At 62.2% G+C, this 23,850-nt stretch carries 20 protein-coding genes; 7 read left to right on the top strand and 13 right to left on the bottom strand.

Annotated elements, in window-relative coordinates:
• Window positions 1-29 precede the first annotated feature (29 nt).
• From AC57B1_RS20725 to AC57B1_RS20740, 4 genes are all read right to left on the bottom strand, one after another.
• A complete protein-coding gene (locus AC57B1_RS20725) occupies window positions 30-1,745 on the bottom strand; it encodes an ABC transporter ATP-binding protein (RefSeq protein ID WP_496418503.1) in 1,716 nt (571 codons plus the stop codon).
• Between the two features lie 73 nt (window positions 1,746-1,818).
• The gene (locus AC57B1_RS20730) at window positions 1,819-2,790 is read right to left on the bottom strand and encodes an ABC transporter permease (RefSeq protein ID WP_091801410.1); all 972 of its coding nucleotides are present in this window, start codon (window positions 2,788-2,790) and stop codon (window positions 1,819-1,821) included.
• Window positions 2,791-2,832: 42 nt separating this feature from the next.
• Entirely contained in the window at window positions 2,833-3,813 is a 981-nt protein-coding gene (locus AC57B1_RS20735; protein WP_496418504.1) for an ABC transporter permease, read from the bottom strand.
• A 13-nt stretch (window positions 3,814-3,826) separates the two neighbouring features.
• Window positions 3,827-5,431: an ABC transporter substrate-binding protein gene (locus AC57B1_RS20740; protein ID WP_496418505.1), complete on the bottom strand. Its 1,605-nt coding sequence runs from the start codon at window positions 5,429-5,431 to the stop codon at window positions 3,827-3,829.
• Window positions 5,432-5,858: 427 nt separating this feature from the next.
• On the opposite strand from AC57B1_RS20740, the gene AC57B1_RS20745 reads away from it, so the two are divergent.
• On the top strand, window positions 5,859-7,088 hold the full coding sequence (locus AC57B1_RS20745; RefSeq protein WP_496418506.1) for a porin: 1,230 nt from the start codon (window positions 5,859-5,861) through the stop codon (window positions 7,086-7,088).
• Window positions 7,089-7,194: 106 nt separating this feature from the next.
• On the opposite strand, the gene AC57B1_RS20750 is transcribed toward AC57B1_RS20745, so the two are convergent.
• Entirely contained in the window at window positions 7,195-7,539 is a 345-nt protein-coding gene (locus tag AC57B1_RS20750) for a DUF3088 domain-containing protein (protein WP_091801419.1), read from the bottom strand.
• Between the two features lie 41 nt (window positions 7,540-7,580).
• Complete coding sequence (locus AC57B1_RS20755) at window positions 7,581-8,798, bottom strand: acyl-CoA dehydrogenase family protein (protein ID WP_408184981.1); 1,218 nt, start codon at window positions 8,796-8,798, stop codon at window positions 7,581-7,583.
• 290 nt (window positions 8,799-9,088) lie between these two features.
• Between AC57B1_RS20755 and AC57B1_RS20760 the strand changes: the two genes are divergently transcribed.
• From AC57B1_RS20760 to AC57B1_RS20770, 3 genes are all read left to right on the top strand, one after another.
• Window positions 9,089-9,379 carry a co-chaperone GroES gene (locus AC57B1_RS20760; RefSeq protein WP_007177123.1) on the top strand — a complete coding sequence of 97 codons (291 nt, stop codon included), beginning with the start codon at window positions 9,089-9,091 and terminating at the stop codon, window positions 9,377-9,379.
• Window positions 9,380-9,397: 18 nt separating this feature from the next.
• Window positions 9,398-11,038: a chaperonin GroEL gene (groL, locus tag AC57B1_RS20765; protein ID WP_091801425.1), complete on the top strand. Its 1,641-nt coding sequence runs from the start codon at window positions 9,398-9,400 to the stop codon at window positions 11,036-11,038.
• A 329-nt stretch (window positions 11,039-11,367) separates the two neighbouring features.
• Window positions 11,368-11,595 carry a hypothetical protein gene (locus tag AC57B1_RS20770; RefSeq protein ID WP_408345546.1) on the top strand — a complete coding sequence of 76 codons (228 nt, stop codon included), beginning with the start codon at window positions 11,368-11,370 and terminating at the stop codon, window positions 11,593-11,595.
• A gap of 43 nt (window positions 11,596-11,638) precedes the next feature.
• Here the strand turns inward: AC57B1_RS20770 and AC57B1_RS20775 are convergent, their stop codons facing one another.
• Together AC57B1_RS20775 and AC57B1_RS20780 are read right to left on the bottom strand one after the other, a co-directional pair.
• Window positions 11,639-13,696, bottom strand: coding sequence for a pyridoxamine 5'-phosphate oxidase family protein (locus AC57B1_RS20775; protein WP_496418546.1), 2,058 nt, complete (start codon window positions 13,694-13,696; stop codon window positions 11,639-11,641).
• Between the two features lie 33 nt (window positions 13,697-13,729).
• A complete protein-coding gene (locus AC57B1_RS20780; protein ID WP_408345540.1) occupies window positions 13,730-14,371 on the bottom strand; it encodes a glutathione S-transferase family protein in 642 nt (213 codons plus the stop codon).
• A 110-nt stretch (window positions 14,372-14,481) separates the two neighbouring features.
• On the opposite strand from AC57B1_RS20780, the gene AC57B1_RS20785 reads away from it, so the two are divergent.
• Window positions 14,482-15,408: a LysR family transcriptional regulator gene (locus AC57B1_RS20785; protein ID WP_408482130.1), complete on the top strand. Its 927-nt coding sequence runs from the start codon at window positions 14,482-14,484 to the stop codon at window positions 15,406-15,408.
• A gap of 51 nt (window positions 15,409-15,459) precedes the next feature.
• On the opposite strand, the gene AC57B1_RS20790 is transcribed toward AC57B1_RS20785, so the two are convergent.
• The 3 genes from AC57B1_RS20790 to betC form a co-directional block, all read right to left on the bottom strand.
• A complete protein-coding gene (locus AC57B1_RS20790; RefSeq protein ID WP_091801437.1) occupies window positions 15,460-16,608 on the bottom strand; it encodes a porin in 1,149 nt (382 codons plus the stop codon).
• A gap of 267 nt (window positions 16,609-16,875) precedes the next feature.
• Window positions 16,876-17,826: a choline ABC transporter substrate-binding protein gene (locus AC57B1_RS20795; protein ID WP_496418507.1), complete on the bottom strand. Its 951-nt coding sequence runs from the start codon at window positions 17,824-17,826 to the stop codon at window positions 16,876-16,878.
• Between the two features lie 51 nt (window positions 17,827-17,877).
• Window positions 17,878-19,416 carry a choline-sulfatase gene (gene betC / locus AC57B1_RS20800; protein ID WP_496418508.1) on the bottom strand — a complete coding sequence of 513 codons (1,539 nt, stop codon included), beginning with the start codon at window positions 19,414-19,416 and terminating at the stop codon, window positions 17,878-17,880.
• A 162-nt stretch (window positions 19,417-19,578) separates the two neighbouring features.
• Here betC and AC57B1_RS20805 point away from each other — a divergent pair, with 162 nt between their 5' ends.
• Together AC57B1_RS20805 and purU are read left to right on the top strand one after the other, a co-directional pair.
• Complete coding sequence (locus AC57B1_RS20805) at window positions 19,579-20,493, top strand: choline sulfate utilization transcriptional regulator (protein WP_496418509.1); 915 nt, start codon at window positions 19,579-19,581, stop codon at window positions 20,491-20,493.
• A gap of 137 nt (window positions 20,494-20,630) precedes the next feature.
• A complete protein-coding gene (purU, locus tag AC57B1_RS20810) occupies window positions 20,631-21,506 on the top strand; it encodes a formyltetrahydrofolate deformylase (protein WP_091801451.1) in 876 nt (291 codons plus the stop codon).
• Window positions 21,507-21,589: 83 nt separating this feature from the next.
• On the opposite strand, the gene AC57B1_RS20815 is transcribed toward purU, so the two are convergent.
• Both AC57B1_RS20815 and AC57B1_RS20820 read right to left on the bottom strand, forming a co-directional pair.
• Window positions 21,590-22,447, bottom strand: coding sequence for a glycine betaine ABC transporter substrate-binding protein (locus AC57B1_RS20815; protein ID WP_408345525.1), 858 nt, complete (start codon window positions 22,445-22,447; stop codon window positions 21,590-21,592).
• Window positions 22,448-22,582: 135 nt separating this feature from the next.
• The gene (locus tag AC57B1_RS20820; protein ID WP_496418510.1) at window positions 22,583-23,842 is read right to left on the bottom strand and encodes an FAD-binding oxidoreductase; all 1,260 of its coding nucleotides are present in this window, start codon (window positions 23,840-23,842) and stop codon (window positions 22,583-22,585) included.
• Window positions 23,843-23,850 lie beyond the last annotated feature (8 nt).

The raw sequence follows: 23,850 nt of genomic DNA on the forward strand, positions 1-23,850 counted from the left end.
AGCAGGCCGCCCTCGCGAGGACTCGCACGCTATGCGGCCTGCGCGTCGAATGTCCGGCCCGGAATCGCGTCGAGCAGCGTGCGCGTGTACGGGTGTTGCGGCGCGCGCCAGATATCCCGATGGTGCCCGCTCTCGACAATGCGCCCCGCCTGCATCACATGCACGCGATCGGCGATATAACGCACCACAGAAAGATCGTGCGAGATGAACAGATACGCCAGCCCGAGGTCGCGTTTCAGATCGACCAGCAGATTGAGAATCTGCGCCTGAATCGATACGTCGAGCGCGGACACCGGCTCATCGCAGATCAGCAGATCCGGTTCCAGCACCAATGCCCGCGCTATTCCGATGCGTTGCCGTTGGCCACCCGAAAATTCATGCGGAAAACGCGCGAGGGCCGACTTGGGCAAGCCAACCCGATCGAGCATGGTGGCGATGCGTGTGCGGCGTTGCGGGGCGTTGCCAACACCGTTTACCACCAGCACGGTATCGAGAATGTCCGCGACCGTACGGCGCGGATTGAGCGACGCGTACGGGTCCTGAAACACCATCTGCACATGCCGCCGCAACGGCCGCAACTCGCGCTCGCCCAACGGCACGAGATCGGTGCCGCGCAAGCGGATGGCGCCGCCGGCGGCCGGCACGAGCCGCAAGATCGCCTTGGACAGCGTCGATTTCCCGCACCCGGATTCGCCGACAAGACCGACCGTCTCGCCACGAGCGATCTGCAACGACACGCCGTCCACGGCGCGCAGCGTGTTTTTTCCATGGCGTTGCGGGTAGTCGATCCGCAAGTCCCGCAGTTCGAGCAACGGCGCATCGCCGGGCGACGCGGCACGCCCCGTGGCATCCGCGTCCGCCACGTATTGGCCGGTGCGCACCGAACGCGGCACCACGGCGAAACTCGGCTTGCCATCGTCGCCGATACCGTGACGGATTTCCGGCAGCTTCCAGCCGCGATAATGCAGATCGTCCGCCAGGTTCAGCGAGGCGCCGAGCAGCCCGCGTGTGTAGGCGTGCTGCGGTTGGGTAAAGAGCCGCGCAACCGGCGCCTCCTCGACCTTCTCGCCCGCCAGCATGACCGCAACACGGTCCGCGTGCTTCGCGACGATGCCGAGATCGTGCGTGATCAGCAGCAGCGACATCGACAACTCGCGCCGCAAACCATCGAGCAGTTCGAGAATATGCGCCTGAATGGTGACGTCGAGCGCCGTGGTCGGCTCGTCCGCAATCAACAGGCGCGGCCGGCAGGCCACCGCCATCGCAATCATCACCCGTTGGCGCTGGCCGCCGGAAAGCTCGTGCGGATAATCGAACACGCGCCGCTGCGGATCGGGAATCTGCACCAGTTCGAGCAATTCGACCGCGCGCTTCCATGCCGCGGATTTGGACAGGCTCTCGTGCTGGCGCAATGTCTCGACGATCTGCGCGCCGATCGAAAGCACGGGATTGAGCGAGGTCATCGGCTCCTGGAAGATCATCGAGATCTGCCGGCCGCGAATGTCCCGGATCTCGCGTGCGGGCAGATCGAGCAGCTCGCGGCCGTCGAAACGCAGGCTGCCCGTTACGCGCCCCGGAGTGGGCACGAGCCGCATCAACGAAAGCGCCGTTGCTGATTTGCCGCAGCCCGATTCGCCGACCAGCGCCAGCGTCTCGCCTTGCGCGATATCGAAACTCAGGCCGCGTACGGCTTGGTGCGCGCCGAAACTGACGCGCAGGTCGCGTACTTCAAGCAGGTTTGCCACTGTGCATCCTCGAATACGTTGTCAGCCGCGCGGCAGGCCGCGTCATGCGCCCGCCATTCAGCCGGATAGAGTCTCAGGCGCGTTCGCGCAGGCGCGGATTGAGTGCGTCGTTCAGGCCGTCGCCAAGCAGGTTCAGCGCGAGCACCGCGAGCACGATCGCCGCGCCGGGAACCGCGGTCAGATACCATGCCGTGCGCAGCGAATCGCGGCCGGCGCCGATCATGCCGCCCCAGCTGACCACGTTGGGGTCCCCCATGCCGAGAAACGATAGCGACGACTCGATCAGGATCGCGCTCGCCACCATCACCGAGGCGGTCACGATCACAGGCGGCAAAGCGTTCGGCAAAATCTCGCCGAAGATGATGCGCGCGTTGCTGAACCCCTGGCTGCGTGCGGCGAGCACGAAGTCGGACTGGCGCAGCGAGCGGAATTCCGCTCGTACGATTCGCGCGACGGTCGGCCACGAAGCGATCCCGATCGCGAGCGCGATGACCGTCACACTCGGCCGGCCGATCGCGACGATCACGATCACCAGCAAAAACGACGGCACCGTCTGGAAGAGTTCGGTAATACGGACCAGCACATCATCGATCACTCCGCCGAAGAAACCGCCCGTTGCACCGACCAGCGTGCCGATCACGAGCCCGATGCCGGCCGACACCGCGCCGATCAGCAGCGACACGCGTGTGCCATGAGCAATGCCCGCAGCCACGTCGCGCCCGAGTGAGTCAGTGCCGAGCCGGTATTGCGTGTCCGTCCCCGGCCATTCGAATGGGGCCGCCACCATATCGAGCGGATCGCCGGGAAACAGATGCCCGGCGCTCAGCGCGAGCGCGATGAACGCCGCGAGCAGCACCAGCCCGGCGAGCGCCGACGGATTGCGCAGCAGCGCGCGCCAGACGCCGCGCCCCGCTCCCGCGCGCTCCGGTGCAACGGCCGCATTGCCGCGCCGCAGACCAAACAGCGTACCGGCCAACTGGCGCCGCCATGGCGATGCCGTGGGCTCGGGCGGAGTGGAGATCAGATTGGAAGAATCGGAAGCCATGTCATCCTTCTGGAAAAAAACGAGTGGCGTCGACGCGATCCGTCACGCGACGCGCGGGTCGAGCCATGCTTGCAGCAGATCGACCAGCACATTGGCGATGATCACGAGCAGCGAAGACAGCAGCAGCACGCCGAGCAGCACGCTGAAATCGCGCGCCATTACGGCGTCGAGCGCGAGTCGCCCGAGGCCGGGCCAGCTGAACACCGTCTCGGTCACCGCGGCGCCGCCCAGCAACGTACCGAAATGAATCCCGACGATGGTCGTGAGCGGCATCAGCGCATTGCGCAGCACATGCCGCACCGTGACACGCCACGGATGCAAGCCCTTGGCCTGCGCGGTACGCACGAAGTCCTGACGCTGCACCTCCAGCATCGCGGCCCGCGTCAGCCGCGCATAGATCGCGACAAAGAAGGTGGCCAGCGTCGCGGCCGGCAGCAGCACGTGCCGGGCTGCATCGGCGAAATACGCGAAGCCGTGCAGTTGCACGCCGAGCGTGAGGTTGCCGCCGCTCGGCAACCAGCCCAGGTGTACGGAGAACAGCACGATGGCGAGCAATCCAATCCAGAAACCCGGCGTCGAATAGAACAGCAAGGCAAGCACGGAGAGCACACGGTCTGGCCACTTGCCGGCCCAATACGCCATTACCGCACCGAGCACCACGCCCGCCACGATCGCGAACGACAACGCCACGCCCATCAACAGCAGCGTATTGGGCAGGCGCGACAGGATCAACTGCATGACCGGCATGTCGTAGCGCGGTGAATAGCCGAGGCTGAAGTGGGACAGATGCGTCAGGTACGACCACAATTGATGCAGCACCGGTTGGTCGAGACCGAACTTCGCGCGCAGCACCTGCATGGTTTCCGCGGTCGCCGAACCGGATTCGCCGGCAAGTACGTCGGCGGCGTCGCCTGGCATCAGCTTCAGCAGGAAGAAGTTCAGGATCACGATGCCGATCACCGTCGGCAATGCCTGCCATGCGGTACGCCGGAGAATCGCACCAAAACGCAAACCTCGACTCATCGTGCCGCTCCTGTCATGCGCTGAGGTAGACATCCGCGAGATTGCCTTCCAGGCCTTGTGCGGACACCGTATGGTTGTGAACGCGCCGGTTCGCCAGCGTGACCATGCGCGGCGCGACCAGGTTGAGGATCGGCAGATCGCGGTACACGATCTGCTGGAACTGCTGGTACAACACGACGCGTTTGCTTTCGTCGGTTTCGACCGCGGCGCTTTCGAGCAGGCGGTCGACTTCCGGATTGCTGTAATGCGGTGCATTCGAAAACGGCGCACCGGGGCGGATATTCTTCGACCAGTAGAGGCGTTGAACCCCCACGCTCGGGTCGAATAGCGTGTTGACGCCGATGCTCGTGAAATCGAACTGGCGATCGGCATACACACGCTTCAGGAATGCAGGCAAGTCCTGCGAGCGAACCGTCACGTCGATACCGACACGCGCCAGCGCGGATTTGACGTAGTCGGCCTGGCGCCGGTACATGTCGCCGTACGGCAGGAAGTCGTGCGTCAAACGGAAGCGCACGCCGCCGTCCTTGCGCGGATAGCCCGCGGCGTCGAGCAGCTTCTCCGCGTTGCCGATATCGAACGCGTACGGTGCGAGTTTTGCGTCGTGATACGGCGAGCCCGGCGTGATCGGCGTGGGCGACAGATCGGCATAGCCGTAGGCCACCGTGCGCTGCACGACCTGCGGATTGATCGCATGCGCGATGGCCTGGCGCACGCGCACGTCTTTGAGGACCGGATGATCGAGATTGAAGTCGATCTCGGCGAGCGGTTCCAGAAATCGATAGCCGCGCGTTTCGACCGCCAGTTGCGGCAGTTGCGTGAGGCGCGGCAGATCCGTGAGCGGCACCGGGTTCTCGCCGCCCAGATCCAACGCGCCGGTTTCGAATGCGGCCGAGCGCGCGGCGGCGTCGGGAATCACCTTGAATACGAGGCTGTCGATGTACGGCTTGCCCGCGTCCCAGTAGTCCGGATTGCGCTCATAGACGATATTGGCGCCACGCGTCCACGATTTGAAACGGAACGGTCCGGTGCCGATCGGCGCGTTGTTGTGCGGATTGGACAGCGGGTCGCCCTGCGCGTACAGGTGCTTGGGCACGATTGGCGACTCGCCGGCCGAGAGTGCTTTCAACAGATACGGCGCGGGCTTCGACAACTCGATCACCGCCGTGCGCGCGTCGGGCGTGGCGACGCTTGTCACATTCGCGAACGTGCTGCGGCCCCTTGGATGCACCGATTTGAGCAGATCGATCGAGAAAGCGACGTCGGCCGAGGTGAACGGCTGGCCGTCGTGCCACTTCACGTTCTGCCGCAGGGTGAAGGTGTACTTCAGGCCGTCCGGACTGACGGACCACGCCGTGGCCAGTTGCGGCTTCGGGCGCAGGTCGAAGTCATAAGCCAGCAATCCTTCCAGCACTTTGGAACTCGCGACGAGCGCGGGTCCGGTGGTCTGGAAGATCGACACGAGCACCGGCGGCTCCGGATTGATCAACATGTTCAGCGTGCCGCCCCGTTTCGGCGCGCCGGCCTCGCCCTGGGCGAACGCAAGTGCCGGCATGCCGGCCGCCGCGAGCGCCGCGCCAGATGAAATAAGAAATTCGCGTCGATTCAACCGTGCCATGTAATCCAGATCCTTATGCCGATGTTTCGGCCTTGCCGGCCGAATAGAGTGTTGTCGTGTCGGCAATGCCGCTGCCGCAGCGCTCACGATAAAGCCGCGGCGTCGGTAAAAGAACCAATCGTTATGTATATGCAAAGCACGGTGCGGAGGAAAGACGCATCGGCGGGACGCCGCCTTTCCTTTTGTTACGTCATGGGAGCATCGCTACGCAAACATACAAATAAGGATTGCGTATCTATTGTCGAGAGTTTTCGTTATTGCCAAACAATCGGTGTTTTAGCGCTTATTCGAGAGAAATAGTCGATATCCATATCGAATTTGATTGTTTGTTTCGTCGATTCGTTTTGCTTATCGTTGCTCGCCCGATTCGAAATTCTCCTCGGGCAATCACTTCTCCGACTCGCCCTCAAAAACGACTCAAACAACTATGAAAAAACTGCTTTTCGCTTTCAGCGTTTCGTCTCTCATGGTCGGTACGGCCAGTGCTCAAAGCAGCGTCACCCTGTATGGGATCGTGACCGGCAATGTGACCTACTCGAATAACGCGCAGACGGCTGCAACGCCGTCTTCCGGCAAACCCAAAGGCGGCGCGCAGGTGGCGCAGTTCGATAGCGGATCATCGGGACTCGCGTCGAGTCGCTGGGGCCTGAAAGGCGTGGAAGATCTGGGCGGCGGATTGAAGGCCCTGTTCCAGCTTGAAAATGGCTTCAGCGTGAACAACGGCGCAATTGGTCAAGGCGGCACGGAGTTCGGACGCCAGGCGTGGGTCGGTCTGAATGGCGGCCGCTACGGCACGTTCACGTTGGGACGCCAGGGCGACACCTCGGTGGAATTCGTATCGCCACTGATCCACGGCTGGTATTGGGGCAACCTCGCGATTCATCCGGCGGACTACGACAATCTGAACTTCACTCACCGCATCAACAATTCGCTGAAGTACCTCTCGGATTCGTTCAACGGCTTCCGCTTCGGCGCGCTATACAGCTTGGGTGGCGTGGCCGGGAACGTCACGCAGAATCAGCTGTGGTCCACCGGCGCCAGCTATACCGGCGGTGCGTTCGCCATTGCCGCGTCGATCGTCAATGCGCGCAATCCGAACACGTCGCTTTACGGCACCAATGCGAATGCAAGCACCACGGGTAATAACCTTGGATCGGCGGGTTCGGCAACGACCGCCGAGTCCAATCCTGCGGTCGCCGGCTTCGCATCGGCGAACACGCAGCAGACGATTTCCGTGGCGGCAACCTACACGGCAGGCGGCGCGATTGTCGGTGCGGCCTACTCGACTACCCAATTCCGTGGACTGGGCTCGAACTCTTCGCTGAATACACTGCACTATAGCGGTTCGACGAGGCTGAGCACCGTCAGTGCGAGCTTGCGCTATCAGGCCACGCCGTTTCTTCGATTCGGCACGTCATTCGACTATACGGAAGGCGGCAGCGTGAGCGGCAAAGAGAGCGCCAAATACGAGCAGTTGAACCTTGGTGCGGCGTACTCGCTTTCCAAGGCAACCGACATTTACGCGACCGGCGCTTATCAACACGCGAGCGGCACCGATTCATTGGGACGGCCGGCGGTCGCGGCAATCGGCTATCTGACACCGTCCACCACCAGCAACCAGGTGGCCGTCTCGGCGGGTGTCAAGCATCTGTTCTAGAGCGAAGCAACAGGCCCCGGTCGAGCAACGGCTCGGGGTGAATGCCGTTGTCACATCGAAACACGCTAACGGCATTTACCCCGGCATACACCCTGCTTCAGCTCCGTCAATGCACTTTGGGGAAACCGTGACGCTGCGCGAGTAGATCGAGAATGCGGCGCGTGTCTGTCACGAAGCGCTTGCTGCCCAACGTCTGGGCATCGGCGGGCGCGGGCTGCTCGTCACCGAGAATCAGTACCGGCAGACTCTGGTGCTCAGCGTCCAGCACCTCGATCACCTCGGCGCGCGGACGCGCAAACGGCAGGCGGCGAATGTCGAGATGGGCGTTGCGCGCGGGATCGCTCGCGAGCAAACCTTCAATGGGCGCTCCGTCCGGGCAGATAAAACGCTCGCCCGGATGATCCGGATCCGTAAAGCCCGGCTCCAGTAGTAACAGCAAATCTCGGCTCATAGTGTGCAATGCTCGAAAGGTGGTGAATGGATGGCAATCCGTTAGAACACGCGTCCTTCGGTCAGATGCGTGGTCACGCCGTTCAACTCGTAGTCGCCGATCACGCGCGCTTTGTGCAGCAGAGGGTTGTGACTGAAAATGGTGCGCAGATTGCGCCAATGACGGTCGAAATTGTGCGCGCGTCCTGTGGCCGATGCGCCGCCAATCTCGAACAAACGCTCGCCCGCATAAAGCGCCAGCTTACTCACCACGAGCTGGGTTTTGGCAGTGGCCAGTGCGCCTTCCAGCACCAGCTCTTCCGCATTCGCCGCGCCGCTGTGGATCGCATTCGCCGAGCGGTCGAGCGTGCGTGCGTTCGCCGCGACCAGTGCATCGATCGAGAGGCTGTGCGCCGCGAGGTCGCCCACCACCTGCTGCACGAAACCATCCTCGCGCGCCGAGGGCGCCGGACTATGCAGCACCGGCCGGCCGTATTGCGTCACGTAGCGCCGTGCGTCCGCGAGAATGTTTCGCACGATACCCGCCGCAACCGTTACCAGATGCAGCTGCCGCACGGCGCTGCCATGCCGGCCGGCGAGCGTCGTATAGCCGCGTGTCGCGATCTCGTGAGAAAACACCTGCACGTTGTCGAGCACGAGGCTGCCGCTCGCCGTCATGCGTTGCCCCATGCCGTCCCAGTCGTCGAGTACCTGCAATCCTTCACGCGACACGGGAATCACGATGGACACTTTTTCGTCGTTCTCGTTCTGCACGTTGATCCGCGCATAGTCGGCAAACGCGGTGCCGGTCGAGTAGTACTTTCTGCCTGTCACACGAAAGTGCTCGCCGTCGCGCACCAGCTTCGTCACGATTTCGCCCGGCCTCGCCGTCCCCAGTTCCGTGGACGCACCGCCGAAGATCGCCCCTTGCCGTATGCGCTCGATCTGCGTGTCGTTGAAGGCGGAACGCGGCGACAGCAGCAGTTGCTCGGTCTGGTCGAAGTGAATCCGCAGTGCGTGCGCGACATTCGATTCATGCGCGCCCAACGTGGCGATCACCTCGAAGAGGTCTTCCAAGGTTCCGCCCAAACCGCCCCACTCGACCGGAAAACGGAGCACGCCCAGGCCGGATTCGCGAAACAGCCTGAAGCCGTCGAATGGCAACTCGCGCCGCACCTCACGTTGCGCGGCGTCTTCGCCAATCGCCTGAGCCAGCGCGGGTAACCCGGCGAGTGCCGCGTCGAGCCTCGCACGCGCCGTGGTGTCCTGAGAGACCTGCATGCCTTGATTCCTTGTAAAAGCGCACGGATCGCATTCGATCCGACTGTTTGAGTTGGGAAGATGGACCGGCGCGCCAATAAGACATGCCGCTGTGACGGATCAGTATAGGGACGCGGCTCTCCGCACAAAACCAGCGAATCAAGCTATGGATATGCGCGATTGTGAAATGCGAATTGCGGATAAGGATTGATGAATCCGTTATTGGAGCAACGGGCGCCGCATTTCTATACTCGATCCCGGTCAGCACTCACCAACGACGAGTGCCAGAATTCAACCGTGGAAATGGAACCATGAGCCTACGTCCCTTGCATGACCGCCTGATCGTCAAGCGTCTCGACCAGGAAACCAAAACCGCTTCAGGCATTGTCATTCCGGAAAGCGCCGCGGAAAAACCCGATCAGGGCGAAGTGATCGCCATCGGACCGGGCAAGCGCGATAGCGACGGCAAACGCATCGAACCCGATCTGAAAGTCGGCGAGCGCGTGCTGTTCGGCAAATATGCCGGGCAGTCGGTCAAGGTCGACGGTAATGAACTGCTCGTGCTGCGCGAAGAAGATGTCGTCGCAGTCGTCACTCAATAACGAAGGGAGCGTCTAACCATGGCAGCAAAAGAAATCATTTTCAGCGACGTCGCCCGCTCGAGGCTGGTCGAAGGCGTCAATATTCTCGCCAATGCGGTCAAGGTCACACTGGGTCCGAAAGGCCGCAACGTGGTGCTCGAACGCAGCTTCGGCGCACCGATCGTCACCAAGGACGGTGTGTCGGTCGCGAAGGAAATCGAATTGTCGGACCGCGTGCAGAATATCGGCGCGCAGCTTGTCAAAGAAGTCGCTTCGCGCACCAGTGACGCGGCGGGCGACGGCACCACGACGGCGACTGTGCTCGCGCAAGCCATCGTGCGCGAAGGTCAGAAATACGTGGCGGCGGGCCTCAACCCGCTGGATCTGAAGCGCGGTATCGACAAGGCCGTGGTCGCCGCAATCGATGAACTGAAGAAGATCAGCAAACCGACCACGACCAGCAAGGAAATCGCGCAGGTCGCGACGATTTCGGCCAACGGCGAAGAGTCGATCGGTCAGCGTATCGCGGAAGCAATCGACCGCGTCGGCAAGGAAGGCGTCATCACCGTGGAAGACGGCAAGTCGCTCGACGACGAACTCGACGTGGTGGAAGGTCTGCAATTCGACCGTGGCTACCTGTCGCCGTATTTCATCAACGATCAGGATAAACAGGTTGCGATACTCGACAACCCGTTCGTGCTGCTGCACGACAAGAAGGTGTCGAACATTCGTGATCTGTTGCCGATCCTGGAACAGGTCGCGAAAGCCGGCCGCCCGCTGCTGATCATTGCGGAAGACGTGGAAGGCGAGGCGCTCGCCACGCTGGTGGTCAACAACATTCGCGGCATTCTGAAGACCGTCGCGGTAAAGGCGCCCGGCTTCGGCGATCGTCGCAAGGCGCTGCTCGAAGACATTGCGATCCTCACCGGCGGGCAAGTGATCGCTGAAGAAACTGGCCTGACGCTCGATAAAGCGACGCTCGCCGAACTGGGTCAGGCCAAGCGCATCGAAGTCGGCAAGGAGAACACCACGGTCATCGACGGCGCGGGCGACAGCAAGAATATCGAAGCGCGCGTGAAGCAGATTCGCGTGCAGATCGAGGAAGCGACTTCCGACTACGACCGCGAAAAACTTCAGGAACGCGTCGCGAAGCTGGCGGGTGGCGTGGCGGTGATCAAGGTGGGCGGCGCAACCGAAATCGAGGTCAAGGAAAAGAAAGACCGTGTCGACGACGCACTGCATGCAACGCGCGCAGCCGTTGAAGAAGGTATCGTGCCGGGCGGCGGCGTCGCGCTGATTCGCGTGAAGCAGGCGATCAGCGGCCTCAGGGGCGTGAATGCCGATCAGGATGCAGGCATCAAGATCGTGTTGCGCGCGCTCGAAGAACCGTTGCGCCAGATTGTCACGAATGCGGGCGAGGAAGCGAGCGTGGTGGTCGCGAAGGTCGCTGAAGGCACGGGCAATTTCGGTTACAACGCACAGACCGGCGAATATGGCGATCTGGTCGAATCGGGCGTGCTGGATCCGACCAAGGTCACACGCACCGCGCTGCAGAACGCGGCTTCGGTAGCCGGACTGCTGCTGACCACCGACGCCACCGTTCACGAGGCACCGAAGGATACGCCGGCCGCAGGTCAGCCAGGCGGTCCTGGCGCGGGCGCACCGGGACTCGATTTCTGACGACTCACCGCTTGCGCCTGGCACCAGGCAATTAGCGCGGTAAACACGGGCCGGTACTCGCTTTCCAGCGAGCCGGCCCGATCTGTTTTCCACTTTCCTCGCACATGTATGGCAGACGCCGAACCATGCCCATCGCTACGTCATCGCAATCCTGCATGCGGCTCGCGCTGGAATGTTTTGGTGCACGCATCCCGCGCTGGTTGCAAGTCCACATACTAATTCAGCATTTCTACAACAAACTAGATATTGCGGTGCAGCAAAATGCACTAAACTCAGCGTAGAAGTATGCAATTCGCACTCACGGTCATGTTGCGACGGAGGAATGTGCCATGACGACTTATGAGGCTTTACACGTACCAAACACGGCTGTTCTGCATGTCTTCGAGCAGGACGGCGGCTGGCATTGGGGCATCACCACGCCGCGTGCGGCCGGATCCGGATTCAAGGTGGTGGCGTTCAGCAAGGAAACCTTTCCGATTGAGGAAGCAGCGCGCAGCGATGGCGATCGGGCACTGCGCTGCCTGTCAGGCGCCGACGTTCACGAGTCGACCCATTGACGACGCCGCCCGCGTGACATCGGCCGGCGCTATCGTTCACTGATCACAAGTCCAGCGTTACACCAGCTTGCGCACCGGGATCGCCGGCAACCGGATGCGCCATGCAAATCAGCGCAGCACCGCGTTCGATCTGCGCCTCTACTTCGCCGTCGTACTCAACCTTTCCCGCCAACACACGCGTCGAACATGTGCCGCACATACCCGAGCGGCAACTCGACGGCGCGTTGATGCCGTGCGCCTCGGCAAGCTCCAGCAAGCTGCCGTCGCGCGGCAGCCATTGAATCGTACGCGCCGAACGCGCAAAGCTCACCTGCACACCGTCAGTGCCTTGCGCCGGCGCTTCCTGTGCCTTCGTCCCGTCGCTGGCGCGCGTGCGCTTCACGGTCGCCGGGCCGAACGCTTCGAAGCGAATCCGTTCATCCGCGACGTTCAGTCCACGCAGCCCTTCATACAGGTCTTGCATGAACTGCTCGGGCCCGCATAGATAGAAGTCGTAGTCGTCGAAGGGCAGCGCGCGTTTCAGCGCGTCGATGCCAATCCGTCCGGGCGATACGCCGTCAGTCGGCACAGATGCGGCGCTATCGAAAAGATGCAGGGAAACTGCCGGATTACGCGCCGCGATCTCCTTCAGATCGGCACTGAAAGGTCGTTCACGATCACTGCGCGCACCGTGAAAGAAGAAGAGTCGCCTCGCTTTCGCGCCGTCGTCGCGCGACGCGGCCGACGCATGCCGAAGCATGGTCATCATCGGTGTGATGCCGATACCCGCCGAGATAAAAACGGCGGGCCGCGGGCTCTCTTCTGCATAGGTGAAGGTGCCGCGCGGCTTCATCGCTTCGATCCGCATGCCGGCAACCAGATGCTCGTGCAACCAGTTCGAGGCAACCCCTTCGCGCTTCACGCTGATTCGATACCGCAACGGATTGTGCGCATCGGAAAGCGTGTAGGTTCGCAGCAGCGGTGTGTCGAGACCCGGCACAGGCAGGCGGATCGGCAAAAACTGCCCCGCTTTGTACGGCGGCAGCGGTGTGCCGTCGATCGATTCGAAGTAGAAGGAACGAATCGACGGTGTCTCGTCGGCCACTGCCGCAACCGTCAGCTTGTGCCAGGGCGACGCAGCAACCGGCTTACGCACTGCCGCCGCAAACTGCGGCGCAAACTCCACATCGGACCAGCGAAACGGCAATGCGCCCCGGCTGCGCCGCACTTCCCGCACGTGAAAACGCACGAGCCGTTGCGCGCCTTCGAACGCCGCCAGCTCCGCGCCGTCCCAGACGATTTCCGCAACTGCGGCGACATACACCAGATCGCCGGTCGCGAAGTCGATGAACAGCAACCCCGCGCGTGGATCGTGGATCAGGTTGCCGATCGTATTGAAGAAGTTGTTGCCGCTGTAGTCGGGCGTGGTCAGCGTGTGCTCATCCTTGATACGGACGAACCCCGGCGGCCCGCCGCGATGCGACACGTCGACGCCGCGAGCGAGGCCCGCGTTCTCTTCGAGATTCGCGCTCGCGATGAAAAACGTGTCCGCTCCCGCCAGCAGTTCGCGGTCGGCGTCGCTGAGTTGCGTTGCTATTTCCGGCGGCACTGAAGGCCCGGACACGCCCTGCTCCACCCAGCTCGGCACACGGCTCTGAATGTACTTCGCGCAGTTGCCGAAGCTCTGGCGAACCTCGACGGTCAGCGCGGCTGCGTCCACCGATGTCACCACGCCGTTGATCCGGTTGCGGCGCCGGGTCTTTGGCTGCAGTCCAAGGCCGCCAATCATGGCACCCTTCTGCCAGCGGTCCGCCAGCGGATCACCGGCCAGCACGCCGCCTTCGATCCGCAGCGTCCGCGCATCCGGCGAGCTCACGAAACCCGGCGCGCCCGCGCGCACCGTCGCCCATGGCTGGCCGTGAGCGTCGACACCGCCGAACACCATGAAGGGCTGTTCGGCGAAGAACTGGCGGTGCTGGTCCGGCATGGAGCGGCGAATGCCGCGGCGGCCCGACGAATCCGCCTGGCTTCTCACCCCCGCGCGCTGCTGGGCGGCGAGTTCGGCTGCGTGAAACGGCGAGGCGTCGGCGCCCCAACTATTCAGGGGAATAAACGTGGACATCATCGGACTCCGTTGACGTCAAAAATCAGCCGCTCATCCGGCGAGCAGTCCGGCCTTCGTCGACGGCATGGCGACAAACCGCGGCAACGCTTCGACGCGGCGCAACCACGCACGAATGTTCGGGTACGGTTCGAGCGACACGCCGCCTTCCGGTGCATGTGCGATATAAGTGTGCGCGGCAATGTCGGCAATCGTCACCTGATTGCCCGCGGCGAACGCCTTGTCCGCGAGTTCGCGTTCGAGCACGTCGAATAGCTTCACGGCAATTTTCTTCGCGCTCTCGTGATCGAGCGGCGCGCCGAACACGGTAACGAGCCGCGCGGCACAAGGCCCGTAAGCGATTTGCCCGGCGGCGAGCGACAGCCAGCGCTGTACGGTGGCCGCGCCGAGCGGGTCTTCCGGCAGCCAGGAGGCGTCGCCGTAACGCTTTGCCAGATACACGAGAATCGCGTTCGAATCGAACAGCGTGAGCTCGCCGTCCTGGATCGTCGGCACCTGCCCGAACGGGTTGAGCGCCAGATACGCCGGCTTGCGGTTATCACCGGCTTTCATGTCCAGTTCGACCACTTCGAATGGCAGGTCGAGCAGCGTCAGAAAAAGCTTCACCCGATGGCCGTGGCCGGAAAGAAGCGTTGTATACAGGCGGATCGGTTGGGCGGGTCGCGCAGCGGGCATAAGAGGCTCCATCGAGCAGGAAGGGATGGAACGAGCATAATGCGCACGAGCGCCTTTGCAGAAGCCCGATAATCCGGGAAACACAGTCAATCGAAGATGGACAATCCACCATGGCCGACGTACGCGACGTAAACCTGAACCGCCTGGCGATTTTCGTCGCGGTTGTCGAGGCCGGCTCGCTGACCGCCGCGGCAGCGCGTCTGGGCCTCGCCAAAACCATGGTCAGCACGCACATGCAGCGGCTCGAGGCCGAAGTGGGCGCGAGCCTGCTGGTCCGCACGACGCGGCGACTAGGCTTGACGGAAGCGGGCCGCGCGTTTTACGACGCCAGCGTGAAGATCCTGCGCGCCACGGAAGAAGCACTGACGGCGATCGGCGGAGAATCGGCGCCTGTGCGCGGCACCTTGCGCGTGAGCTCACCGATCGACTACGGCTCGCTCGCCGTCGCGCCGGCACTCGTCGAACTGCGCCGCGCGAATCCGCAGCTCAATGTCGAATTGCTGTGCACCGACCAATATGTGGATCTCATCGCGGACGGCATCGACGTGGCAATCCGCCTCGGCCGGCTGGCCGACTCCAATTACCGGGCGGTGAAGCTCGGCAGCTTCGTCAAGTGGATCGTCGCGAGTCCGGAGTTCGTCGAAATATGGGGAGAGCCGCAAACGCCCGCCGAACTGTCGGCGATGCCCTACTGCGCAATGACGGTCTTGCCGCATCCATTGACGCTCGAGCTGCGGCGCAGCAATGGCAAGAGCACAGACGACGGTGACGCCGAAAGCGTGCGCTGCGAAAACGCGTTTCTTGTGAACACGGCCAACGCGTGCCGCTCGGCGACGCTCGCCGGCGGTGGATTCGGCCTGTTGACCGATTTCTCGATCGACGCCGACGTCGCCGCGGGCCGATTGATCCGCCTGTTGCCTGAATGGGCGACCGAGCCTGCTAGCATTCAGGCGGTGTTCCCGCCCACCAGCCATCCGCCGGCCAAAGTGCGGGCGCTGATCGAAACGTTCAAGAAACAGCTCGAACGGCCATCGTAACGGCGCGGGCGGTTCCCGTCACACACACGGAAAGCCGCCCTTTGCCGTCGGTCAGAACGAATGACGCATGCCGATCCGCACGTCGCTCTGCGTGTTCGACGAAGACGGCGTGAAGCTATAGCCGATCACCGCGTTCACGCCATCCGACGCGCGCAGATAGTCGCCGGAAATATAGACGTCCGTGCGCTTGGACAACAGGTAATGCAGGCCGAGCGAGCCCTGGTTCCAGTGGTTGCCTTCGAACCGTGTGTGTTGATATCCGCCGTACAGCATCAACGCCGGGGTGAACGTATAAGAAGCGCCAACCTCATAGACCTGCATATGCGAGGTCTCGCCGAGCCCCTTGATCGTGGTGTAAGTGAAGTCGCCGCTCAGCATGACCTTGCCGATCGTATAGGCCGCACCCACGGCAAACGCCCCTTGCTTGTCGACCGGAAACGCCGACGAGCTGTACAGGTCCGTCACCGCGCCGGTCGCGGGATCGACGGACACGGTCGGCTTGCCGAGGAACGTGCGCGTGCCGATCATCGCGTACGGGTCGAATGCGTAGATGCCGTACGGATTGTTCAACTGCGTGTAGGCCGCGCCCATGTTGAAGTCGCTGTGCTCGTAACGCGCCCCCACGCTCCACGCGCTCTTGTTGTGAAAGTCGCCCGCGGTATTGCCGAACGAATACATGCCGCCGAACGAGAAGCCTGCGTAGTCGTTAGAGAGAAACTTGACTGAATTCGGCAGCCGGTCGCCGTTCATCCGGTCGAAGTCGCCCTGATGGATCGCATAACCGCTCGCCCACGACGAGATGTTATAGAGGTAGACAAACTCCTCGGTCATGTCGAGCTGATTACCGAGCGAGAGCGTACCCCAGTTGCTCTTCAGGCCGACATATGCCTGGCGGCCGAACAACGCGCCGCCGAATCCGAGTTGCCCGTTGCCCACGTGAAAACCCGACTCCAGTACGAACACGGCCTGCAAGCCGCCGCCGAGATCTTCGACGCCCTTGAAACCGATCCGGTTACCGTACGAAATACCGTCGTCGAATTTGAACTGGTTGGCGCCACCGGCATTGTTCACGTAGGTGATGCCGGCATCCAGAATGCCGTACAGTGTGACGCTGCTTTGCGCATGGGCAGCCATCGGCGCACAGATAGCGCTTGCTGCGATAGCGAGTCCCGAAAGGCTGACGGCATTGCTCTTCTTCATCTAATTCTCCCCTGCTCTTTGCCTGCGTATTTCGTTGGATAAAGCGATCCCTGCTGCGCGCTGTTGACCAGGCGCGGCGCTTCTCGCATGACGGGCAGTTCGAAACCGGCTGAGACCGAGTAAAACGGATTGAAGCTATCCGCGATGCATGTAATGACCAGTCACATTCACATCGCCGGATCAAGAATACGGGTCCAGATTTAGGAGGATTCGACCGGAAGCGACATAAATCTGTCGCCTGGCGACTTCATGGTTAGGAATGCGCGGTTATTTCATGCCGAGCGCCGTTTGCACGGCTTGCAAACCATTGGCGCCGCTCGCCGTGTTCACGCCGTCGAGCCACGACTTCAACAATTCGGGGTGGCGCTTGAGCGCTTCGGTCGCGGCGGCGTTCACAGGGGTCTTCTTTTCCAGTACTTCGGTGATCACGCCGTTTTCCAGATCGACATTGAAGGTGAGTTGCCTGAACAGTTTGCCGACGTTCGGACACTGCTCGGCATAGCCGCTGCGCGCCACCGTATTGACCGTGGCGCCGCCGTAGTTGGGCCCGAAGTACCTGTCGCCGCCATCAAGGTAAGTGAGCTTGAACCTGGTGTTCATCAAGTGCGGTTCCCACGCGAGAAAGACAATCCATTTCTTCTCGCGCACCGCCCGCTCCACCTGCGTGAGCATGCCGGTCTCGCTCGACTCGACGAGCTTCCAGTCGCCGAGGCCGAACGCCTTGTCGTCGACCATCTTCTTGATGTTCTGATTGGCCGGTGCGCCAGGTTCGATGCCATAGATCTTGCTGTCGAACTTGTCGGCGTTCTTTGCCAGATCCGCGAAAGAATGGATGCCGGCCGCCGCCACATAGTCGGGTACGGCCAGCGTGAACTTGGCGTTGCTCAGATTCGGATGCACGACCTCGATCGACTTTTCTTCTTCGAACGGTTTGACGACCGGCGCCTGCGCGGGCATCCAGTTGCCGAGAAACACGTCGATCTGCCGTTTCTTCAAGCCTTGATATGTGATCGGCACCGACAGGTTCGCCACGCTCTGCTTATAGCCCAGCGCCTTCAACAATACGCCGGTCATCGCATTGGTGGCGTCGATGTCGGTCCATCCGGGCCCCGCCATGTTGACTTGCGTGCACGACTGCGGCTCGGCGGCCAACGCGAATGTGGCCGACGCGCAAAGCAGCGCAACGCCGGTTACCGCCTGTTTGAAGAGCTTTTTCATTGTGTCGGCTTCCTGTTCGTGAGGTGGGGTGGATCGTTAGCAGAGTGGGAATCAACGCACGACGGCGGGAAAACGCGCCATCGCTTCGAGCGTATCCAGATCGATGTGATTGCGCATATAGCGCTGGCTCGCATCGACATGCGGCTGCCAGTCCCACGACGCGACCGTGCCCTGTGTCGTGGATGCGAAATGAAAATGACGCCGCCGCTGGCTTTTCAACACTTCGTTGTGCAGCGCGGCGAGATCCCAGCGTTGCGCGATCTCCTCGCGCAAAGCCGCGACCTGTGCCGCGTATTCGCTGCGCGCGGCAAGATTCTCCCGCTCCAGCGGGTCCGCTGCGACGTCGTAAAGTTGATCGGGATCCGCCGGCGTATGAATGAATTTGAAGCGGCCGCGCCGCACCATCACGATCGGCGCAATCGCACCTTCCGCCAGATATTCGCCAATGGCTTCATCGTGACCATCTTGGCGGCCCTGTAGATGCGGCACGAGGCTCTGTCCATCGAGCGAATCGGGCCACATGGCCGGCGATTCGCCGCGCGCCAGTTCGACCAGCGTGGGCAGCAGATCGAGATGCGAAACGGATGCCCGCACGCGATGCGCGTCGAATTGCTGCGGCGCGTGCACGATCAGCGGAACGCGGCAGCCACCTTCGAAGAAGGTCATCTTGTACCAGAGGCCGCGCTCGCCGAGCATCTCACCGTGGTCGGAGGTCACGACGATCACCGTGTCTTTCGCGAGTCCCGACTGTTCGAGCGCTTCGAGGATCGCGCCGAACTGGTCGTCGACGTAGGAGATTGCGCCGTAGTAGGCACGGCGCGCATTGCGGATCTGCTGATCGGTGGGCGGCGTGCGGTCGGTTTCGCATACATGGCGCAGGCGCTTGGAATGCGGATCGGCGTCTTCGAATGAATCGCGAAACGCGGGCATGTCGATGTCTTCGTCGCGATACAGGTCCCAGTACTTTTTTGGAATCGCATACGGGTCGTGCGGATGGGTTAGCGAGGCGACCATGCAGAATGGTCTTGCATCTTTTCCGGCATGACGTTCGCGTGCGATGTCGAAGAGTTTCTGGCGCGTGGTGAACGTGACTTCGTCATCGAAATCGAGTTGGTTGGTGCGCACGCACGGGCCCGCATCGATCACGGAGCTCATGTTGTGATACCACGTGGGGCGCGCTTCGAAATGCGCCCAGTCGGGCGTCCAGCCAAAGTCGGCAGGATAGATGTCGGTGGTGAGCCGCTCTTCGAAGCCATGCAACTGATCGGCGCCGCAGAAATGCATCTTGCCGGACAGAATGGTGCGATATCCTTCGGCGCGAAGATAGTGTGCGAACGTCAGCGTTTGCGACGGAAATTCCGCTGCGTTGTCATAGGCGCCGATTGCCGACGGCAGCTTGCCCGACAGGAAGGAAAACCGCGATGGCGCACACAGTGGACTCGCGCAATAGGCGGATTCGAATACCACGCCTTGCTTGGCGAGCCGGTCGAGATTGGGGGTCCTGGTCAGACGGTGTCCGTATGCGGCCAACGCGAACGGCGTCATCTGGTCAGCCATCAGAATGAGGATATTCTTTTTGCTCTCAAGCATGGGGGCGTGCCTCGAATAGAATCACAAGTGTCGGTGCAAATGTCGCCGTTGTTGCAACGGCAAACGGGCGGCCCGATGCCGGGCCCGCCATGCGCACCACTATTGCCGTCCAATTCGCGACTGTGAAGACGGCAAATCGTTATGTGCCTATAAGGGGTCGTTATGCCGAGGCAGGATCGCTTGCCGCCAATGCAGGCGCTGGCCATGTTCGAATCCGCGGCGCGTCTGGCCAGCTTCACGGCTGCCGCGCGCGAGATGGGTTCGACACAGCCGGCTGTCAGCCAGCGCGTCGTGCAGCTTGAAGAAGCGCTGGGCACCCCGCTCTTCGAGCGCGGCCATCGTGGCGTTACGCTCACGGAAGACGGCGTGCGGTTGTTCGAAGCGGTGCGCCACGCGCTCGACACGATTCGCCTCGCCACCAGCGAAATCCGCGCGCGGCGCATGCCGCAAACCCTCACGCTCTCCACCGATTTCGGCTTCGCCACCTATTGGCTGATGCCGCGTTTATCGCAGTTCAAGGCGCTGATGCCGGACGTCGACGTGAAGATCATCACGTCGCAGAGCGTGTTCGATCCTTCGCACGATCAGGCGGACATTGCCATTGCATTCGGCGACGAACACGCCGACTGGAGCGCGCGCGGCGCGGTCAAACTGTTTCCGGAGCGCGTCACGCCGGTGTGCAGCCCCGCCTTTGCCGCGGCACACCCGTCGTTGCGTACGCCGTCCGACCTGCTGCACCTCCCGCTACTGCATCTCGAACCGACCCAGCCGGCGCGCTGGCTGTCCTGGACGGACTGGTTCGCCGCGCACGCGCTGGATGCGCCGCCCGCGCATCGCGGCATCACGTTCAACAGTTTTACGCTGGTGGCCCATGCGGCGATCATGGGTCAGGGCGTCGCGCTCGGCTGGGCGCCGCTCGTCGACGAACTGCTTGCAACCGGGCAACTGGTCGAACTGTTCGAGCCGCCGGTCGTCACCGAGCGTGGTTATCTGCTCGTCACGCAGCGCGCGGCGACGCCCGCTGTCAGCGCCTTTCGCCAATGGCTGCTCGGCGAATGCGGACTCGACGCCGACTGAGCACCGCCCCCGACTCTGGCGCTCCCGTTCCAGCGCGACGGCGTTTAGCTTCTATCCGCGCATGCGCCTGATTTGATCTACTGCGATGATGCATGCCGCGCCCCGTGGCATCGCCCTATCATCCAAGTGGAGAGCGCATGTCCGCCGATTCCCGTCCCGATCAACTGGTTCTCACCGTTGCGTGTCCGAGCGCGGCGGGCCAGGTCGCCGCCGTTGTCGGCTTTCTCGACCGGCATCATTGCTATATCGACGAACTGACCGTTTTCGACGACGACCTGAGTGAACGCTTTTTCGTGCGCTGCGTGTTCCACGGCGTGGACAGCAGCGAGACGCTGCATGCCGCGGGCCTCAAGCGGGAATTCGAGCCGATCGCCGAGCGCTTTCGCATGACATGGGCCATGCACGACGTCGGCACGCGGCCGAAAGTCCTGATCATGGTGTCGAAACTCGAACACTGTCTCGCCGATCTGCTGTTCCGCTGGCGCATGGGCGAGCTGAAAATGGACATTGTCGGCATCGGTTCGAATCATCGCGATCTCGAACCCTTGGCGCAGCAGCATGGCTTGCCGTTCCACCATCTGCCGATCACCGCCGATACGAAGCCGCAACAGGAAGCGCGGCTGCTCGATCTGTTCGAGACATCGGGCGCGGAGTTGATGATTCTCGCGCGCTATATGCAGATTCTGTCCGGGGAAACGAGCCGTGCACTCGCGGCACGCGCGATCAATATCCACCATTCGTTCCTGCCCGGCTTCAAGGGTGCGAAACCGTATCACCAGGCGCATGCGCGCGGCGTCAAGCTGATCGGCGCCACCGCGCACTTCGTCACTGACGATCTCGACGAAGGTCCGATCATCGAACAGGTGGTGGAGCGCGTCGATCATTCGTATAGCCCGGAGCGCCTGCTTGCCACCGGGCGCGACGTCGAATGCATCACGCTGGCGCGGGCCGTCAAGGCGTTTATCGAGCGGCGGGTGTTTATCAACGGCGATCGGACCGTTGTACTGCAATAAACGAAAACGCCGCTAAAAGAAGCGGCGTTCTCTGGAAGCTGCCGCTTCACCGAAGCGGCAACACGTTCACACTAAGCGCGTAATCACTTCACCCAGCTATCCACGCGATCGCCGTGTGCGCTGATCCACGCATCCGCTGCAGCAGTCGGCTTCTCGCCGTTTTGCGTGGCCAGCATCACGCTGTCGATCTCACCCGGCTTCCATTGGAATTTCTTGAGGAACGCGACAACCGGCGGCGCCTTCTTCTCGAGGTCAGGATTCACGACGCTATCCACGTGCTCCGCTTCGCCGAACACCTTCTTCGGATCTTCGAGGAATTTGAGCTTGTACTTCGCGAACATCCAGTGCGGCTTCCAGCCCGTCACGATAATCGGCTTGCTCGCCGCTTCCGAGCGCGCCAGTTCGGCGGTCATCGCGCTGCCCGAACTCGGCATCAACGTGTAGTCGAGTCCGTAGGCCTTGATCGCCTCGCTGGTTTTCTGCATCACGCCCGCGCCGGCGTCGATCCCGACAATGCGGGAGCCGAACTCCGTCTTCTTCGCCTCCAGATCGCCCACGCTCTTCACGTCGGCGTTATCCGGCACGATCAGGCCGATCTTCGCATCGTTGAAGTTCGGACCGAGGTCGACCACCTTGTCCTTGAAGTTGTTCCAGTACGCGCCGTGCGTGACCGGCAGCCACGCGGACAGCGTCGCATCGAGGTCGCCGCGCGCCACGCCTTGCCACATTACGCCGGCTGCGACCGGCACGAGTTGCACCTGGTAGCCCAGACGCTTTTCGATCACGCGCGCGGCCACGTTCGAGGTCGCGACGCTGTCGTCCCAGCCTTCCACGTAACCGATCTTGATAGTCGGCTTGGTATCGGCCGACACACTCACGCTGCTTGCCGCCAGCGCCGCGCTCAATGCGCTCAACACGAATATCTTTTTGATCAGTCTCATCGCCGTTCTCCCGTTTGCCGTCACAACAACCCAATGAGCATTTAGAATCGCCAGCCAGAATTGCCAGGTAGCGTTGTTTTCCGACATCCAGTTGTCCGCACGCGACTTCGGCCACTGGGGGCCGTCCTTCTCGTCTTACTTATCCACGACCAGATCGGTCAACGGCTTGCTGCAGCACAACAGCACCATGCCCTGATCGATCTCACGCTGGCGAATGCCGCCTGCGTGTTTCATCGCGACTTCCCCCGACACCAGCTTGACCTTGCAGGTGCCGCACATACCCTGAGTACACGATGCGGGCAGCCGCACGCCCGCTTTTTTCGCGGCGTCGAGCACGTGCTGGCCACTGCCGCATTCGATCTCGCGATTGCTTTTGGCGAAGCTCACCTTGAAGCGGGTGTCCGTTTCTATGGAAGCGGGCGCCGGTGCGAGCGCGGGCGTGAAGCCCGGCGCCTGTTCGCGCGCCTCGATAAAGCTCTCGGCCGTGACCGGCGCGCTCGCGTTCAGCAACGCGTCCGCCACGTGAGCGGTGGTCAACTGCGCGGCCACTTCGCCCACGGTCTCGAACGAGAAACTTTCCTCGTGGTAGTGACTGCGATCGAAACCGCCCTCGTCCAGCAGATTGCGCACCGCCTGCATGTACGGCGCGGGTCCGCAGGTAAAGATCTCACGTTCCAGAAAGTCCGGCGCGATGAGCTTGAGCAGCGGCAATGTCAGAAAACCGGTCACACCTGGCCAGTTCGTGCGTGCGCCGAGCCGTTCGCAAACAAATGCGGTGCGGAAATGCGCCTGATTTGACGCAATCAGATCGAGTTCGCGCGCGAAGATAATGTCGTCCGGTGTGCGGGCGCTATGGACGAACACGATGTCGCTATCTTCACCGAGTTCATGATGCGCGCGGCTCATCGACATCAGCGGCGTAATACCCGAGCCCGCCGATAAAAACAGGAATTTACGCGCCGGGTGCCGCGCGCAGGTGAATTCGCCCGCCGGCCCGAGCACGCGAACCTCGGCGCCCGCATGCAGATTGTCATGCAGCCAGTTCGACACCTTGCCGCCCGGCACGCGCTTGACCGTGATCGAGATCGTATGCGGACGCGTGGGCGGCGAAGAGATCGTATAGCAGCGATTGATCGACTCGCCGTCTATCTCCAGTTCCAGCGTAATGAACTGCCCCGGCTCGAATACGAACGCCCGGCCGGACGGTGCGCGAAAGAAAAAGCTCTTTACGTCGTGCGTTTCCTGGCGAACCTGGCAGCACACCAGTGTGTCGTCGGTGTCGCTGTTCCAGCGCGCCGGCAACGCTTCCCAGAAACGCGGCTGCGTGACCCGGCTGGCAGCGTGGTCCGCGGCCCGCTGGGTGCTGAGCTGAAACGTCGCCTGATCGCGCATCATTGTTTTCT

The organism is Paraburkholderia sp. BGA-UO-ETr-F21 (genome assembly GCF_059567925.1).